This window comes from Bradyrhizobium sp. 25ACV (assembly GCF_054863005.1).
The window spans coordinates 24,563-39,329 of the sequence record NZ_JAVAYO010000022.1 but is presented as its reverse complement, the minus strand read 5'-3'; the positions used below and the strand labels follow the sequence as shown (position 1 = coordinate 39,329).

Below are 14,767 nucleotides of genomic sequence, written 5' to 3'. Positions count from 1 at the left end.
CAACACGATTGTTCCCGGGGCGGCGGCTGCGCCGCCCCGGATGACAATGCATCTTTGTCTGACTTAAGCGACCGGCCGATCCGGCTTGAGCAGCCGATAATGCAGCCGTGCATAATTGCCGAGCCATCTGACGGCGGCGTTGAGTCCAAGCGCCAATAGCGCAGCGAAGCCCGCCCCCGTGGTTACCAGCGCGACGCCTGCGAGCCCGCGCAAGATCAGATTAACGACGTGTCCGTCGCCAAAATGCTTGTAGACACTGATCAGCCATCCGACGCCGACGATCCCCAGCACGCACATGACGAAAGCGATCACGAGCAGGATGAGTAGAACGGCAAGCAGTAATGGCAGCAGCAGGACGACGTCGACCACGGCGAGGCCACTGAGTGCGAACAGCGCGGACGTGGAGTTGCGGAATGAGTGATGGTTCTCCCACCGGCGTAGTCCTGTCTCGGCGCGCAGCTCGCGCGCCAGTCGCCTGGGATCGCCGAGCGCGGAAGCTACCTCTTGCTCGCTCCGTCCCGAGGCGCGAGCCTCTTCGAAATGCGCAGCGTAGTCGGCGAGGATGTCGTTGATCTCGACTGCGGGCAGTCCCGTGAGCCCATCGGCAAGGATGTGAAGGAAGTCGTCGCGGGTCATCTGGCGTCTCCGAGGAGGCGGTCGACCGCGTCGGTAAAGCTTCGCCAGTCGCGCTTCTGCGCGGCGAAGGCGGCGCGGCCGGCGGCCGTCAGGCGGTAGTATTTGCGCGGCGGGCCGCTGCTGGATTCCTCCAGGCGGGTGTCGACCAGACCGTCATCCTGCATCCGCCGCATCAGCGGATAGATCGTTCCTTCACCCATGCCGACGCCGGCCGACAGCGTGCTCGCGATCTCATAGGCATAGCTCTCGCCGCGCGCGAGCAGGGCTAGCACGCAGAGCTCCAGCGCGCCTTTCTTGAGCTGAACCTGATTCGTCGAGTCGGCCATTTCCTCCTTGACTACACCGCTTTCGAGGGACCTTATATAGCAAGGTACCATGTATAACAAGGTACCTGTATATACCCAATTCTGGAGGAATGGACCCATGGTCGATCTCAATCGTCGTCATCTGCTGGCGGGCCTTGGCGCGAGCGTGGCCCTGCCATCGACCTTCCCCTGGGCCGAGCCGGCCTCCGCGGCATCATCGGACGTCGCCGAGCGCCTCGCTGCACTGGAGCGCGCCGGAAAGCTGCCCGGTCTTCACGCGTTGCTGGTGAGTCAGCGCGGCAAGCTGGTGTTCGAGCATTACGGGCAGGGCGAGGACCAGGGCTGGGACCGGCAGCTCGGCCATGTCGTGTTTGGCCCTGACGTGCTGCACGATCTGCGCTCTGTCTCCAAGAGCATCGTCGGCCTCGCCTATGGCATCGCGCTCGCAGAAGGCAAGGTGCCGTCACCGGACGCAAAGCTCTATGCGCAGTTCCCAGAGTATGCCGATCTCGCCGTGCAGCCGGGCCGCGACAAGATCACGATCCATCATGTGCTGTCGATGACGCTCGGCTTCGAATGGGACGAGCTCACCATTCCCTATGGCGATCCCCGCAACAGCGAGATTGCGATGGAGGCTGCGCCCGATCGTTACCGCTTCATCCTTGAGCGCCCGATCGTCGGCGAGCCCGGCGTGAAGTGGACCTATTGCGGTGGTGCCACGGCGCTGCTCGGCCGGCTCATAGCCAAAGGCACTGGCGAAGCCCTGCCGGCCTATTGCCGTCGTATGCTGTTCGATCCCCTCGGCTTCGGTCCGTCCGACTGGAGCGTCGGCCGTGATAGTGAACCGCGCGCTGCCTCAGGTGCGCGCCTATTGCCGCCTGACCTCGTCAAGATCGGGCAGCTGATGCTGGCGAACGGCAACTGGAATGGAAAGCCCGTCGTTCCGGCCGACTGGGTGAAGCGTGTGACCACGCCCGTTGTCCAAACCATGGTTGGCCGCGACTACGGCTATCAATGGTACATGGGCGATTTCGCCACTGCGCAACCGCTGCACTGGTTCGGCGGTGTCGGCTGGGGCGGCCAGTATCTGTACGTGATTCCAACGCGTGATCTCGCCTTCGTGATCCACTGTGGAAATTACGGTCGATCAGGTCAGGAGCAGGCCGCCGTATTGATTGCGCTCTTGAACGACGTTGTGTTGCCGGGCTTTGCGGCATGAGAGCTGCTGGTACCGCAAAGGGAAGAAGGTGCACGCGGCGCTTTGCGCCTGCGCCCATCTTACTTACGATAACGGTGCAAGCCGAACCCGCTCACCCCAACGATACACCCGCCTTGGCCCGACTGATCCCAAGCGTCAGTATGCGGCGCAGGAGATCCGGATATTTGAGCCCGTCATGTTGGGCCGCCGTGGCGAACTCCTGGCTCTTCGCGATTTCGGGATTTGGGTTTGCTTCGATGAAATACGGTGTGCCGTCGGCGGCGAGACGAAAATCGATGCGCGCGTAGCCATCGAGGCCGAGCGCCCGGTAGATGCGCTTCGCGGCACGCTGAATGCGCGCAGTGACTTCGGGCGCGAGGTCCTTCGCCGGTCCGTCGACGATGCCGAGGCGCTCCTGATAATCGGTGTCATGCTTGGCTTTTTCAGTGGCGATGTGGCGAGACCTGCGCCCGCCCATGCTGCCGAATTTCAATTCCCAGACCGGCAGCACCCGCACGCGGTTGTTGCCGAGCACGCCGACATAGAGTTCGCGCCCCTCGATGAACTGCTCGGCGATGGCTGCGGTTTCGCTCCGATCGTGGATGAAGGCGACGCGCTCCGCGAGCTTTTCGTCGGTATCGACGATGGAGGCCTGAGAAATGCCGGCGGATCCATCCATGTTCAGGCTCTTCACGATCAGCGGCAGCGCAAGATGCTTCGGCCGCTTGACCTTGCGTCGCATCGGGAAAACGGCGAAGGCAGGGACTGCGATGCGTCGGTGATGTACCAGCGTCTTGGACAGGTCCTTGCCGCGCGCCAGGATCAGGCCGCGCGGGTTGCAGCCGGTGTAGGGGACCTTCATCAGTTCGAGATAGCTGGCGATGTGCTGGTCGTAGGCGACGTTGTTGTGGAATTCCTCCAGCAGCGTGAAAACCACATGCGGCTTGAACTGCTCGATCGCTTCGCGAACCGGCTTGATTTCCTCTTGCGCACCGAGCACGCGAACCTCATGGCCGGCGGCGCGCAAGGTGCTCACGACGTCGTATTCCGTTTTCCAGTTGTTGATTTCCTGCGGTGTGTATCCCTCGGAGGAGTCCGGAGGCAGGAAGTCCGGATGCATCAGCACGAGAATGCGTTGACGTCTCATAGCGCGATCCATTTGCGCCGAGACGGGCCAAACAGCGCGTGCATCGTCTTGGCGGTCACGAGAACGGTGAAATCGAGAACGAGTTTCTGTTCGCGGCCGACGGCACGCAGATCGAGCTCGCGGCAGCGGGAGATCATGTCGTCGAGCACGGCATCGAGCGTGAGCTGGTTCTCGCCCGTCCATCGTGCGACCAATTGCCTGATCTGGGCGCGGTGCCGCCTGATCAGGGTCGAGGCCGGCGTTGAACGGTGATGCCGCGGATCGGCTGAAAACAGCCGGGATAGATCCCGGTCGTACGTCTTCGGGGGTGTGAAGGCGTAGAACGCCTGCTTCTTCTTGTAGTGCTCTTCGAGTGTCTGGCCGAGCCGGCCCAGCGGGTCGACACGCTCGCGCGTCGTGATCGGCGGCCGCTTTCCGGCGATCTCGCCCATCAGCTCGTCGACATATTCGAGCTTCTTCAGTGCTGGCCAGCCGGCATATCGCGTGCGCCAGTTCGAGCGCGGTCGCAGCCACACTGCAAAGGTTTCCGCGAAATCTTCATCCGGATGGCTCTGAGCGTACCAGAGCCGAAGATGCTGAACGTAACGCCTGCTGGCCGGATTGGGCCGGTAGTAGCGCGGGTAGTGTTTCGACGACGGGCCGAACAATTGCTGCCAGCGCCGGCGGCGCTGCAGCTGGTAGCCGTGCTGCATGGCGTGGCCCGCCTCGTGACGGAGGATGGCCATGCACTCCCGCCAGGTTCCGCCCTCGACGTCGAACATCATCTTCTTCTCGAGCTTCATCAGGCGGGGATGAGCGAGATAGAAGGGAATGGCGATGCCGGGCACACCGCCCGGGCTGAACCACTCGCTCGAGATCCATGTGTGCGGCCGCAGCCGGATGCCGCGCTCTTCCATCTCCTCGTGGAGCATGGCAACACAATCCTCGAGCCAGGTGCCTTCGACCGTAACCCTCAGGCTGGAGAGGCGCTGCTTGAGCAACTCGTCATCGGACAGCTTTTCCCAAGCAAATTTCGGGCGTGGCATCAGGCACCCAGAAAGCAGAAATGACTCGCTGTCTTGATGATGTCATGGGCGGCGGCCGGCAACAACCCGTGGGGCTGCGAGGCGTGCTGCGGCCCATCGTGAGGGACGGAAGGACCGCGCGCTCCCTCGCCCCGTTTGCGGGGAGAGGGGGAGCCTCCACGGGGACGGTGAGAGCGAGACCCGCGGAGTGTCTCCCTCACCCCGATGCCTCGCGATCGACCTCTGCCTGCAAGCGGGGTGAGGTGAGAGAAAGTCAGTCGAACAGGCTCGACACCGATTCTTCCGCCGCCGTGCGTGCGATCGCGTCGGAGATCAGGCTGGCGATCGGCAGCGTGCGGATGTTCGGCGCCTTGGTCACCGCGTCCGTCGGCAGGATCGAGTCGGTGATCACGAGCTCCTTCAGCCTCGAGCCTGCGATGCGGGCGGCCGCGCCGCCGGAGAGCACGCCGTGGGTGATGTAGGCGTAGACGTCCTTGGCACCCTTGGCGATCAGCGCGTCGGCCGCGTTCACCAGCGTGCCGCCGGAGTCCACGATGTCGTCGATCAGGATGCAGGTGTAGCCGGCGACGTCGCCGATCACGTTCATGACCTCGGATTCGCCCGCCCGTTCGCGGCGCTTGTCGACGATCGCGAGCGGGGTGTTGATGCGCTTGGCGAGGCCGCGCGCGCGGGCCACGCCGCCGACGTCGGGCGAGATCACCATGGTCTTGGAGAGGTCGAACCTCTCCTTGATGTCGCGCACCATCAGTGGCGCCGCGTAAAGGTTGTCGGTCGGGATGTCGAAGAAGCCCTGGATCTGGCCGGCGTGCAGATCGAGCGTCATGACGCGGTCGACGCCGGCCTGCGTGATCAGGTTGGCGACCAGCTTGGCCGAGATCGGCGTGCGCGAGCCCGATTTACGGTCCTGCCGGGCGTAGCCGAAATAGGGCAGCACCGCCGTGATGCGGCGCGCCGAGGAGCGGCGCAGCGCGTCGGTGATGATCAGCAATTCCATCAGATGGTCGTTCGCCGGGAACGAGGTCGACTGGATGATGAAGGCATCCGAGCCGCGGACGTTCTCCTGGATTTCGACGAAGATCTCCATGTCGGCGAAGCGCCGCACCACCGCCTTGGTCAGCGGCAGGTCCAGGCCCTGCGCGATCGCCTGCGCGAGGGCCGGATTGGAGTTGCCGGCGACGAGCTTGATGGAGCCGTTTTTGGCCGACATAGACGCTTCCTCCCGCGCTTTGCTGGATACGACGTTCAACATCTCAGATCCCACTGGAAGCACGGTTACGACGGGCGAGGAAATATCAGGCCGGAGGCTGCAATGGCAACCCGGGATGCTACGTTTTCCCTTCGAAATCCTGAGTCGGGCCAACGGCTTGGCCGCAACTTGAGGCCGTGGTTTAGCGGGGGTTATCGCTCGGCGTAGCCGAGTGCCGAGGCCGGCATCTCCGCCACTGGGCCCTGCGGGATCACGGTCGCCACCGCCGGTCCCCGCAACGCCGGAGCTGCGCCGGGCGCATCCGGCGTTCCGTTGATCATGTTGGAAAGTCCGCTGAATCCGGCCTGGGCGATCTTCCGCAGCACGAGGTCGTCGGCTGCTGCCCACGGGTCGCGGCCGCCTTTGGCCGCGGTCGGTTCCTCGCCGGAGAGGCGCAGCGCCCGCTGCTGGTTGGCGTCGTAGACGTCCCAGACCCAGGCGATCACCGTCTTGCCACGCACCACCTGGGCGGAGAGATAGCTGCGCACGCGGTAGGCGGCGGTCCCTTCGCGGGAGATGACGGACAGGCTGCGCAGCTTGGATTCGCTGTCGAGCACGCCGACCATGCGGTCGAACACCTGCGGCGGCGGCCCGTCGATCGATTCGAAGGCGACCGTCGCCCCGGAGCCGGCGCTCGGCGCCATCGCATAGGAATTGGCGGCCCCACCGCCGCCGGCGCAGCCGCCAAGCGCGGTCGTTGCCGCGAGCAGCATGACCGCCAGCACGCGCGAACCCGCACGGCCCAAGATGAATGACGCGTCCCTCATTATGGAGGGCAGCGATATCGTTAAAATCGGTTAAGGTCTAGGGCGGGAGCGACACAGGCCACTGTCATCGCAACAGGGCATCGCCCCGGAATGAGACGGGGTTGCCGCTGTGTTCACGCTTCGAGCGCGATTGCGTGAACGTGGCGGCCGTAATCCGGCTCCTTGCGATGCACCGAGCGGCGATAGCTGAAGAAGCGCTCGTCGGCATAGGTGTCGACGCCGAGATCGTCGATCATCAGGATGCCGGCGGCGTCCAGCCGGTTGCGGATGAAGCCGGCGAGGTCGAACATCGCGTGGCCCTCCCGCACCGACGGGATGAAGAACACAGCGTTGTCTGCATCGGCCTCGATGAAGCGCGCCACGAACTCGTTGCCGACCTCGTAGCTGTCCTGGCGGATCAGCGGGCCGATCGCGGCGATGATGCCGCTGCGCGTCGCGCCGAGTTTTTCCATCGCTAGAATCGTCGCTTCCAGCACGCCGGTCAGCGCGCCCTTCCACCCCGCATGGGCGCCACCGATCACGCGCGCGTTGGGATCGACGAACAGCACCGGCCCGCAATCGGCGGTGGAGACGCCGAGTGCAATGCCGGGCGTGTTCGTCACCAGCGCATCGCCCTTCGGCCGCGGTCCGTTCGGCCACGGCGTCTCGGCGACGAGCACGTCGGGCGAATGGATCTGGTGCAGGCTGAGGAAGCGTTCCGGCGCGACGCCGACATGCTCGGCCATGCGGCGGCGGTTCTCCGCGACAAGGGCCTGATCGTCATTGGAGCCGAGGCCGCCGTTCAGCGCGGCGTAGATGCCACTGGAGACGCCGCCTTGGCGGGTGAAGAACGAGTGGCGCAGGCCGGGCACGGCCGACAGCAGCGACGAAGCGAGCGTCATGAGGCTTCTCCGGCCTGTTCGAGATCGCTGAGGCCGGCAATGCCTGTCAGCCGCGGCTCGGAGATGCCGAGCACCTTGAACATCGAGCCCATGCCGCTGCGCCCGGTGTCCGTCAGCCGCTTGAGGGCGATCGAAATGTCGGTGGCGACCTCCGGCGTTGCCTTCTGCATCAAGGCGGCCGCCCTTGTGTCGATGCCGATCCGCTTGAGGAAGTCGCATTGCGTCACCGGCCCGTGCACGCGCGCGCCGACATCTTCGGCCGCGCGCGCCAGCGCCTGGAAGTCGACATGAGCGGTGACGTCGGCCTGGCCCGGCGCCTTCAAGGGATCGGCGAAGGTGTGGCGCGCAATCGCCTGGAAGGTGTCGCCGGCGTCGCTGCGCAAATGGCCATAATCGATGATCAGCGCTGCGCCGTCCTGGTCGCGCACGCGCGTGGCGAGCTTCATGATCTCGCCGTCGGGGCGCCATTCGAACACGGCGCCGACGGGCGCAGCGCGTACCAAGGGCGGCAGCAGCACGTCGAAGCGCGGCGTCGGCTCCGGCGCCGCGCCGAATTGGAGCTTGCCATTGCCGTCGAGCTCGATCACGCGCTCGTGCCAGCCGTTCTCGTGGCGGACCATCTGGTGGACCGGCAGCACGTCGAAATATTCGTTGGCGAGGATGATACTCGGTCCCTCGGGCACGTCGTCGATGCTGTCGTGCCAGGCAATGTTGCGCACGCCCGACAGCGTTGCATTCTGCCGCTCGCGCAAGACGGGATTGACCTCGACCATGTGGACATGAAGCGCCTGGTACAGCGGTGGCAGCACGCGAAGGGCGCGCAGCGCGTCCGCCATCATGGTGCCGCGGCCGGGGCCGAGCTCGATCAGCCGCAGGAATTGCGGCGAGCCCATCTGCTTCCACACCGAGGCGGTCCACAGTCCGAGCAGCTCGCCGAACATCTGGCTGACTTCGGGCGCGGTGGTGAAGTCGCCTTCGCGCCCGAGCGGATCGCGCGAGACGTAATAGCCATGGCGCGGATGCATCAGGCACAGTTCCATGTACCGCCAGACCGGCATGGGACCTGAGGATTTGATCAGCGCCTTGATCTCGTTGAGTAGCGGCTGTTCGGTCACGGCTATCTTCTCGAAATGAATTAACGAATGGCCTCGACGGGCTTCGGCGCCCCGCGCCTGACTGCCAATACAATAAGTATGCCGCCGACGATAAGCATCGGGATCGACAGCAGCATGCCCATGGTTAATCCGCCCCAGAGGAAACCGAGCTGCGCGTCCGGCTCGCGGAAGTGCTCGCCGGCGATGCGGGACAGGCCGTAGATCAGGATAAAGGCGCCGAGGATCATGCCCGGCCGCTTCAGCGCGCCGAGCCGGATCATGATCGCGAGCACCGTGAACAGCAGGATGCCTTCCATGCCGGCCTCGTAGAGCTGGCTCGGATGACGCGGCAGCTTCGTCGGATCGTTGGGGAAGATCATCGCCCAGGGCAGGCTCGCATCGGTGGCGCGGCCCCACAATTCGCCGTTGATGAAGTTGGCGATGCGCCCGAGCAGCAGCCCGACCGGCGCCACCGCGGTGGTGATGTCGCCGAGCGACAGGATCGAGATGCCATTGCGAAAGGCGAACCACATCACCGCGACGACGCAGCCGAGGAAGCCGCCATGGAACGACATGCCGCCTTCCCACAACCGGAAGATCGCGGCAGGGTGATTGATGAAGAACGGCAGATTGTAGAACAGCACGTAGCCGGTGCGGCCGCCGAGAATGATGCCGAGCGTGACCCAGAGGATGAAGTCGTCGATCTGCAGCAGCGACATCGGCGCGGGGCCGCCCCACAGGCGCTCCTTCTTCAGCAGCGAGCGCGCATAGAGCCAGCCGAACACGATGCCGCAGATGTAGGCCAGCGCATACCAGCGGATCGCGAACGGGCCGATCTCGAGCGCGATCGGCTTGAAGGCGGGGAAGTCGATGAGAAGAAGTTGCATCTCGCCTTCTATATCTGGACGAGATTGCGGCGATAGAGCGCCAAGAGGCGCTCCCAATGCCGCTCGGCGGCGTCGCGGTCATAGACCGGGCGCTTGGGGAAGGCGAAGCCGTGATGCGTGCCGGGATAGATCTCGACCTCGGCTTTCGCAGCTTTCATGCCCTCTTTGACCCTCTCGATAATCTCCGGCGGCGCATAGACATCGGTCTCGGCGCAGCCGAAATAGAGCTCGGCCTTGGTCTTAGCCGCGGCCAGATGAGGGCTGTCGCCCTGATCCGTTGCCAGCTGCACGCCGTAGATCGAGGCGGCTGCCTTGACGCTGTCAGGAAAATGCGTGGCGGCGTTGATGGCGTAGCGGCCGCTCATGCAATAGCCGACGGTGCCGACCAGCTTGGTGTTCGCGGCCGCCTGGCCCTCGGCATAGGTGAGCAGCGCTCTGGTGTCGTCCATGATCATGGGGATGGTGAGCGAGCCCATCAGCTGGAACATGCGCTTACGCTCCGGCGCGTTCGGGTCGGCCGGCAGCGCGCCGAGCTCCATCACGCCGGAGCGGTAATAGAGGTTCGGCAGCATCACGTAATAGCCCGATGTCGCGAGCCGGCGAGCCATGTCGCGCAGCTCTTCGCGGATCGCCGGCGCGTCCATGTAGAACAGGATGACCGGAAACGGCCCGCCGCGTTCGGGATGGCTGATGAAGGTTGCGGTGTGGCCGTCCCTGGTGGGGATCGCGATCTGCTGGTCGATCATCTCAGGCGCCTTGTGATTCTTCTTATGCAGGGACGATGAATACGATTGCAAGGAAACCGGGGCATGACAAGGATACCGCCGATCGGGCCTTGAACCGTTCCGCTCGGATTGCCATTGTCTTTTCGAGAGTTCGCGCAAAGTTGAGGCCGCCAGGAGACCGAAATGACCCAGACCAACAACCGGTTTTTCGACGAGATCGGCCGCCTGATGAACGATGCCGCCGGTGCCGCCCAGGGCGTCAAGCGCGAGTTCGACACGGTGATGCGCACCCAGGCCGAAAAATTCCTGCGTGACATGGACCTGGTCAAGCGCGAGGAGTTCGAGGCGGTCAAGGACATGGCCCGCCTGGCCCGCGAGGAGAACGAGGCGCTGAAGGCGCGGGTTGCAGCGCTGGAGGCCAAGCTCGGCGGGTAGGCGCCCTTCTTACCCTCCCCTGGAGGGGGAGGGTCGATCGCGCGTAGCGCGAGCGGGGCGGGGTGACGGTCTCGCCGCGTCGAAAGTGCCCGTGGGGAGAGATCACCCCACCCCGGCTCACATTTCGCTGCGCTCAATGTGAGCCGATCCTCCCCCTCCAGGGGAGGGTGGCAGCCCATTCTCCTTGTCATTTCCGCATCTTCCGGGTAAAAGCCCGCCAGTTCGTGGCCCCCGCACCCCTGGAGGCTTGCTGCGAATGATGCCATGGGCCGCGCTGCGGCCCATTAACTTTTGCAAAAACAAGGACTTAACGACATGGCGACGACCGTCAAGGAATTGAAGGCGACCGCACGTCCGCAGAGCGGCAAGGGGGCCGCCCGGGCTGAGCGTCGCGCCGGGCGAGTGCCCGGAGTGATCTATGGCAACAATCAGCCCCCCGTCACGATCTCGATCGAAGATCGCGAACTGCGCCAGCGCATCCTCGCCGGCCGGTTCCTGACCACGCTGGTCGACATCGATCTCGAGGGCAAGAAGCACCGCGTGATTCCGCGCGACTACCACCTCGATCCGGTCAAGGACTTCCCGATCCATGTCGACTTCATGCGGCTCGGCGAAGGCGCCACCATCCGCATCAGCGTGCCCTTGCACGTGGTGAAGTCGGAAGCCTCCCCGGGCGTGAAGCGCGGCGGCACCGTCAACATCGTCGCCCACGCGATCGAGCTCGAATGCGGCGTCGAGAGCATTCCGCAGTACATCGAGGCCGATGTCGGCTCGCTGGAAATCGGTCACTCCTTGCATCTGTCGGACGTCAAGCTGCCGAACGGCGTGAAGGCGCTGACCCGCGAGGACGCGACCCTCGTCACCATCGTGCCGCCGTCCGGCTACGCCGAAGAGCAGAAGGCCGCCGCTGCGGCTGCAGCTCCGGGCGCTGCTGCGGCTGCTCCGGCGGCTGGCGCTGCGGCTCCGGCTGCTGCTGCACCTGCCGCGGCTGCCAAGGCTCCCGCCGGCGGCGACAAGAAGAAGTAATCTCTCAAAGCTGGCGCGCGGTCCCTGATCGCGCGCCGAGCGAGGGGCGCGCCGCGTCATGCGACTCTTTGTTGGGCTCGGCAATCCCGGCGCGAAATACGCACGTAACCGGCACAATATCGGCTTCATGGCCGTCGACGAGATCGCGCGGCGTCATGGTTTCGCACCATGGCGCCGTCGTTTTCAGGGCGAGACGTCGGAAGGCACGCTCGGCACCGAGCGTGTGATCCTGCTCAAGCCCACGACCTACATGAACGATTCCGGCCGCGCCGTGCAGGAAGCCGCAAGCTTCTTCAAGATCGCTCCCGGCGACGTCACCGCGTTCCACGACGAGCTCGAGCTGCCGCCGGGCAAGGTGCGGGTGAAGATCGGCGGTGGTATCGCCGGCCATAACGGCCTGCGCTCGATCTCGGCGCATATCGGCAACGACTATCGCCGGGTGCGACTCGGCATCGGTCATCCCGGCGTCAAGGAAATGGTGCACGGCCACGTGCTGTCGGACTTCGCCAAGGCCGACAACGACTGGGTGGCGACGCTGTGCGAGGCGGTGGCCGAGCACGCAGGCCTGGTCGCCAAGGGCACGGATGCGACCTTCGCCAACAGGGTGCATCTCGCCATGCAGGCGAAGGGATTTTTGACCAAGGACGAGAACGGCAAGGAATAACGCTCGTGGGATTTAAATGCGGAATCGTCGGATTGCCCAATGTCGGCAAGTCGACCTTGTTCAATGCGCTGACCGAGACGGCCGCGGCGCAAGCCGCGAACTATCCGTTCTGCACCATCGAGCCGAATGTCGGCGAGGTCGCCGTGCCCGATCCGCGGCTCGACAAGCTCGCGGCGATCGCCAAGTCCGGCCAGATCATCCCGACCCGGCTGACCTTCGTCGACATCGCTGGCCTCGTCCGCGGCGCCTCCAAGGGCGAGGGCCTCGGCAACCAGTTCCTCGCCAACATCCGCGAGGTCGACGCCATCGCGCATGTTGTGCGCTGCTTTGAAGATTCCGACATCACCCATGTCGAGGGCAAGATCGCCCCGCTCGCCGACATCGAGACCATCGAGACCGAGCTGATGCTCGCCGACCTCGACAGCCTCGAGAAGCGCGTCGACAACCTCACCAAGAAGGCCAAGGGCAACGACAAGGACGCCAAGGAGCAGCTCGACCTCGTCAACCGCACCCTGGTGCTGCTGCGCGAGGGCAAGCCCGCTCGCCTCGTCGAGCGCAAGGCCGAGGAGGAGCGCGCTTTCGGCATGCTCGGCCTGCTGTCGTCCAAGCCCGTGCTCTATGTCTGCAACGTCGAGGAAGGCTCGGCCGCAACGGGCAATTCGTTCTCCCAAGCGGTGCAGGAGCAGGCGGCCAAGGAAGGCGCGGTTGCCGTCGTCATCTCCGCCAAGATCGAATCCGAGATCGCCACCATTTCGCGTGAGGAACGTGCCGACTTCCTGGAAACGCTGGGTCTCGAAGAGGCCGGCCTCGATCGCCTGATCCGCGCCGGCTACACCCTGCTCGACCTCATCACCTACTTCACGGTGGGCCCGAAGGAAGCGCGCGCCTGGACCATCTACCGCGGCACCAAGGCGCCGGGCGCGGCGGGCGTGATCCATACCGACTTCGAGAAGGGTTTCATCCGCGCCGAGACGATTGCGTATGAGGACTACGTCGGGCTCGGCGGCGAAGCCGGCGCGCGCGATGCCGGCAAGCTCCGCCTCGAAGGCAAGGAATACGTCGTCGCCGACGGCGACGTGATGCATTTCAGGTTCAATACGTAAGCCGCGACATCGGTGCCGTAGGGTGGGTTAGCCCCGCAGATGCGCGAAGCGCATTTGCGCAGCGTAACCCACCTCTTCTGCTTCCGCGGAGATAGACAGTGGTGGGTTACGCCTGCGGCTAACCCACCCTACAAACCGGTCTCACCGCATTCCGCTGCCCTGGTCGCGGATGGCGCCCAGATGCTCGTTGATGCGGAAAACGATCAGGATCAGCTCCGCGGCGATGCGCGAGAACACGATTCCAACGACGACGCTGGCGATCGACGACAGCAGCACCAGGAAGCCGCCGAACGGACTGATCGCCATCGCGGCCAGCCCTGAGAAGATGCCGGAGAGGCCGAACAGGCAGATCAGCGCGATCACCAGCCAGTAGAAGGTCTTGATGATCGTCGGCGTGATGAAGCGGTCCCACTGAAACAGATCGCTGAATGAAAACATTGCTCTCCCCAGGGCATCGGGCCTTGGTAAATGGATCTTGGCCCTCGATTGATCCGACTCAAGACCAACGCCGCCACCCCGTATGTAGCACGAGCCATGCGGGCCGGCGGGTTGAGATTGCCGCAAAGTGCGGCCACAATCTGTCATTTCCGCTAGCCAATCCCAAGATGACCCTGACCTTCGAAGATTTCCCGCCCGGCCGGTTCGGAACATTCGGCCCGCGCCACGTCACCCGCGACGAGATTCTGGCCTTCGCGGCCGAGTTCGATCCGCAGCCGATGCATCTGGACGAGGAGGCCGCAGCCAAGAGCATGCTGCGTGGTCTGTCCGGCTCAGGCTGGCACCTCTGCTCGCTGATGATGCGGATGATGGCCGACGGTTTTATTACCCGCGCCGCGTCGCTGGGGTCTCCCGGCGTCGACGAGGTGCGTTGGCTCTCGCCGCTCCGGCCCGGCGACGATCTCATGCTCGACGTCGACGTCTTGGAAGCCCGCATCTCGAAGAGCCGGCCCGAGCTCGGCATCGTCAAGTTCAAATGCACCGTGCGCAACGGCAAGGGTGAGGCGCTGGGCGAAATGACCTCGCCGATCCTGATCAAGCGGCGCGAGGGGGCGGTCTGATGCGGTTTTTCGACGACATCGAGATCGGCCAGCGCCGCGAGATCGGCACCTATACGTTCACGGCCGAGGCCATCAAGAATTTCGCCGCGAAGTTCGATCCGCAGCGTTTTCATCTCGACGAAGAGGAGGGCAAGAACTCGCTGTTCGGCGGGCTCGCCGCCTCGGGCTGGCATGTCGGCTCGGCCTGCATGAGCCTTCTTGTCGCTGACGGCCAGCGCCTGGCGCGCGAAGCCGCGTCGCGCGGCGAGGAGGTTGCGGTGTGGGGTCCCTCGCCGGGCTTTCGCGACCTGCGCTGGATCAGGCCGGTGCTTGCCGGCGACACCGTCGCTTACGTCAACGTCGTCACCGACAAGCGCACCTCGGCCTCGCGTCCCGGCTGGGGCATCCTGACCGCCCGCACCACCGGCACCAACCAGCGCGGCGAGGAGGTCTATTCCATCACCGCCAGCGCCTTCGTGCCGATGCGGAAGAGCGGTTAGATCTGTTCCAAGATGAACGGGCAAATCAGTGCGAGTGTTGCCCGCGGGCTATGGACGCGATTCCGGGCGGCTGCCATAAGCCTGCGCAACA

18 protein-coding genes are annotated in these 14,767 nt (G+C 64.6%); 7 read left to right on the top strand and 11 right to left on the bottom strand.

Going from position 1 to position 14,767, the window contains the following annotated elements; translation table 11 throughout:
* Nucleotides 1-63: 63 nt before the first annotated feature.
* Nucleotides 64-636 (bottom strand): DUF1700 domain-containing protein, encoded by a 573-nt coding sequence (locus tag RAD04_RS34790; protein WP_461627388.1) that lies wholly within the window; start codon nt 634-636, stop codon nt 64-66.
* Nucleotides 633-962 (bottom strand): PadR family transcriptional regulator, encoded by a 330-nt coding sequence (locus RAD04_RS34785; RefSeq protein ID WP_091958542.1) that lies wholly within the window; start codon nt 960-962, stop codon nt 633-635. The genes RAD04_RS34790 and RAD04_RS34785 overlap by 4 nt, the downstream gene beginning before the upstream one ends.
* A 97-nt stretch (nt 963-1,059) precedes the next feature.
* On the opposite strand from RAD04_RS34785, the gene RAD04_RS34780 reads away from it, so the two are divergent.
* Nucleotides 1,060-2,160, top strand: a complete 1,101-nt coding sequence (locus RAD04_RS34780) for a serine hydrolase domain-containing protein (RefSeq protein WP_461627387.1) — start codon at nt 1,060-1,062, stop codon at nt 2,158-2,160.
* A 91-nt stretch (nt 2,161-2,251) separates the two neighbouring features.
* On the opposite strand, the gene RAD04_RS34775 is transcribed toward RAD04_RS34780, so the two are convergent.
* From RAD04_RS34775 to RAD04_RS34740, 8 genes are all read right to left on the bottom strand, one after another.
* Complete coding sequence (locus tag RAD04_RS34775; protein ID WP_165637434.1) at nt 2,252-3,286, bottom strand: D-alanine--D-alanine ligase family protein; 1,035 nt, start codon at nt 3,284-3,286, stop codon at nt 2,252-2,254.
* Nucleotides 3,283-4,311 carry a putative zinc-binding metallopeptidase gene (locus RAD04_RS34770; RefSeq protein WP_091958531.1) on the bottom strand — a complete coding sequence of 343 codons (1,029 nt, stop codon included), beginning with the start codon at nt 4,309-4,311 and terminating at the stop codon, nt 3,283-3,285. Before RAD04_RS34770 ends, RAD04_RS34775 begins: the two co-directional genes overlap by 4 nt.
* Nucleotides 4,312-4,564: 253 nt before the next feature.
* The gene (locus RAD04_RS34765; RefSeq protein ID WP_026202002.1) at nt 4,565-5,518 is read right to left on the bottom strand and encodes a ribose-phosphate pyrophosphokinase; all 954 of its coding nucleotides are present in this window, start codon (nt 5,516-5,518) and stop codon (nt 4,565-4,567) included.
* A gap of 191 nt (nt 5,519-5,709) precedes the next feature.
* Nucleotides 5,710-6,324, bottom strand: coding sequence for a hypothetical protein (locus tag RAD04_RS34760; RefSeq protein ID WP_461627386.1), 615 nt, complete (start codon nt 6,322-6,324; stop codon nt 5,710-5,712).
* A 113-nt stretch (nt 6,325-6,437) separates the two neighbouring features.
* A complete protein-coding gene (gene pgeF / locus RAD04_RS34755; protein ID WP_461627385.1) occupies nt 6,438-7,205 on the bottom strand; it encodes a peptidoglycan editing factor PgeF in 768 nt (255 codons plus the stop codon).
* Entirely contained in the window at nt 7,202-8,320 is a 1,119-nt protein-coding gene (locus tag RAD04_RS34750) for a class I SAM-dependent methyltransferase (protein WP_461627384.1), read from the bottom strand. The genes pgeF and RAD04_RS34750 overlap by 4 nt, the downstream gene beginning before the upstream one ends.
* Nucleotides 8,321-8,340: 20 nt before the next feature.
* A complete protein-coding gene (gene lgt / locus RAD04_RS34745) occupies nt 8,341-9,186 on the bottom strand; it encodes a prolipoprotein diacylglyceryl transferase (protein WP_461627383.1) in 846 nt (281 codons plus the stop codon).
* Between the two features lie 8 nt (nt 9,187-9,194).
* Nucleotides 9,195-9,932 carry a dienelactone hydrolase family protein gene (locus RAD04_RS34740; RefSeq protein ID WP_461627382.1) on the bottom strand — a complete coding sequence of 246 codons (738 nt, stop codon included), beginning with the start codon at nt 9,930-9,932 and terminating at the stop codon, nt 9,195-9,197.
* Between the two features lie 162 nt (nt 9,933-10,094).
* Here RAD04_RS34740 and RAD04_RS34735 point away from each other — a divergent pair, with 162 nt between their 5' ends.
* The 4 genes from RAD04_RS34735 to ychF all read left to right on the top strand — a co-directional run bounded on the left by RAD04_RS34735 (nt 10,095) and on the right by ychF (nt 13,139).
* Nucleotides 10,095-10,346: an accessory factor UbiK family protein gene (locus tag RAD04_RS34735; RefSeq protein ID WP_157328420.1), complete on the top strand. Its 252-nt coding sequence runs from the start codon at nt 10,095-10,097 to the stop codon at nt 10,344-10,346.
* A 315-nt stretch (nt 10,347-10,661) separates the two neighbouring features.
* Nucleotides 10,662-11,372, top strand: coding sequence for a 50S ribosomal protein L25/general stress protein Ctc (locus tag RAD04_RS34730; protein ID WP_461627381.1), 711 nt, complete (start codon nt 10,662-10,664; stop codon nt 11,370-11,372).
* A 58-nt stretch (nt 11,373-11,430) separates the two neighbouring features.
* Nucleotides 11,431-12,036, top strand: coding sequence for an aminoacyl-tRNA hydrolase (pth, locus tag RAD04_RS34725; protein ID WP_461627380.1), 606 nt, complete (start codon nt 11,431-11,433; stop codon nt 12,034-12,036).
* Nucleotides 12,037-12,041: 5 nt separating this feature from the next.
* Nucleotides 12,042-13,139, top strand: coding sequence for a redox-regulated ATPase YchF (gene ychF, locus RAD04_RS34720; protein WP_018318326.1), 1,098 nt, complete (start codon nt 12,042-12,044; stop codon nt 13,137-13,139).
* Nucleotides 13,140-13,280: 141 nt separating this feature from the next.
* On the opposite strand, the gene RAD04_RS34715 is transcribed toward ychF, so the two are convergent.
* Nucleotides 13,281-13,577: a DUF4282 domain-containing protein gene (locus RAD04_RS34715; protein ID WP_018318325.1), complete on the bottom strand. Its 297-nt coding sequence runs from the start codon at nt 13,575-13,577 to the stop codon at nt 13,281-13,283.
* A 167-nt stretch (nt 13,578-13,744) separates the two neighbouring features.
* On the opposite strand from RAD04_RS34715, the gene RAD04_RS34710 reads away from it, so the two are divergent.
* Both RAD04_RS34710 and RAD04_RS34705 read left to right on the top strand, forming a co-directional pair.
* The gene (locus tag RAD04_RS34710) at nt 13,745-14,197 is read left to right on the top strand and encodes a MaoC family dehydratase (protein WP_461627379.1); all 453 of its coding nucleotides are present in this window, start codon (nt 13,745-13,747) and stop codon (nt 14,195-14,197) included.
* A complete protein-coding gene (locus RAD04_RS34705) occupies nt 14,197-14,676 on the top strand; it encodes a MaoC family dehydratase (RefSeq protein WP_461627378.1) in 480 nt (159 codons plus the stop codon). The genes RAD04_RS34710 and RAD04_RS34705 overlap by 1 nt, the downstream gene beginning before the upstream one ends.
* The last annotated feature ends 91 nt before the right edge of the window (nt 14,677-14,767 follow it).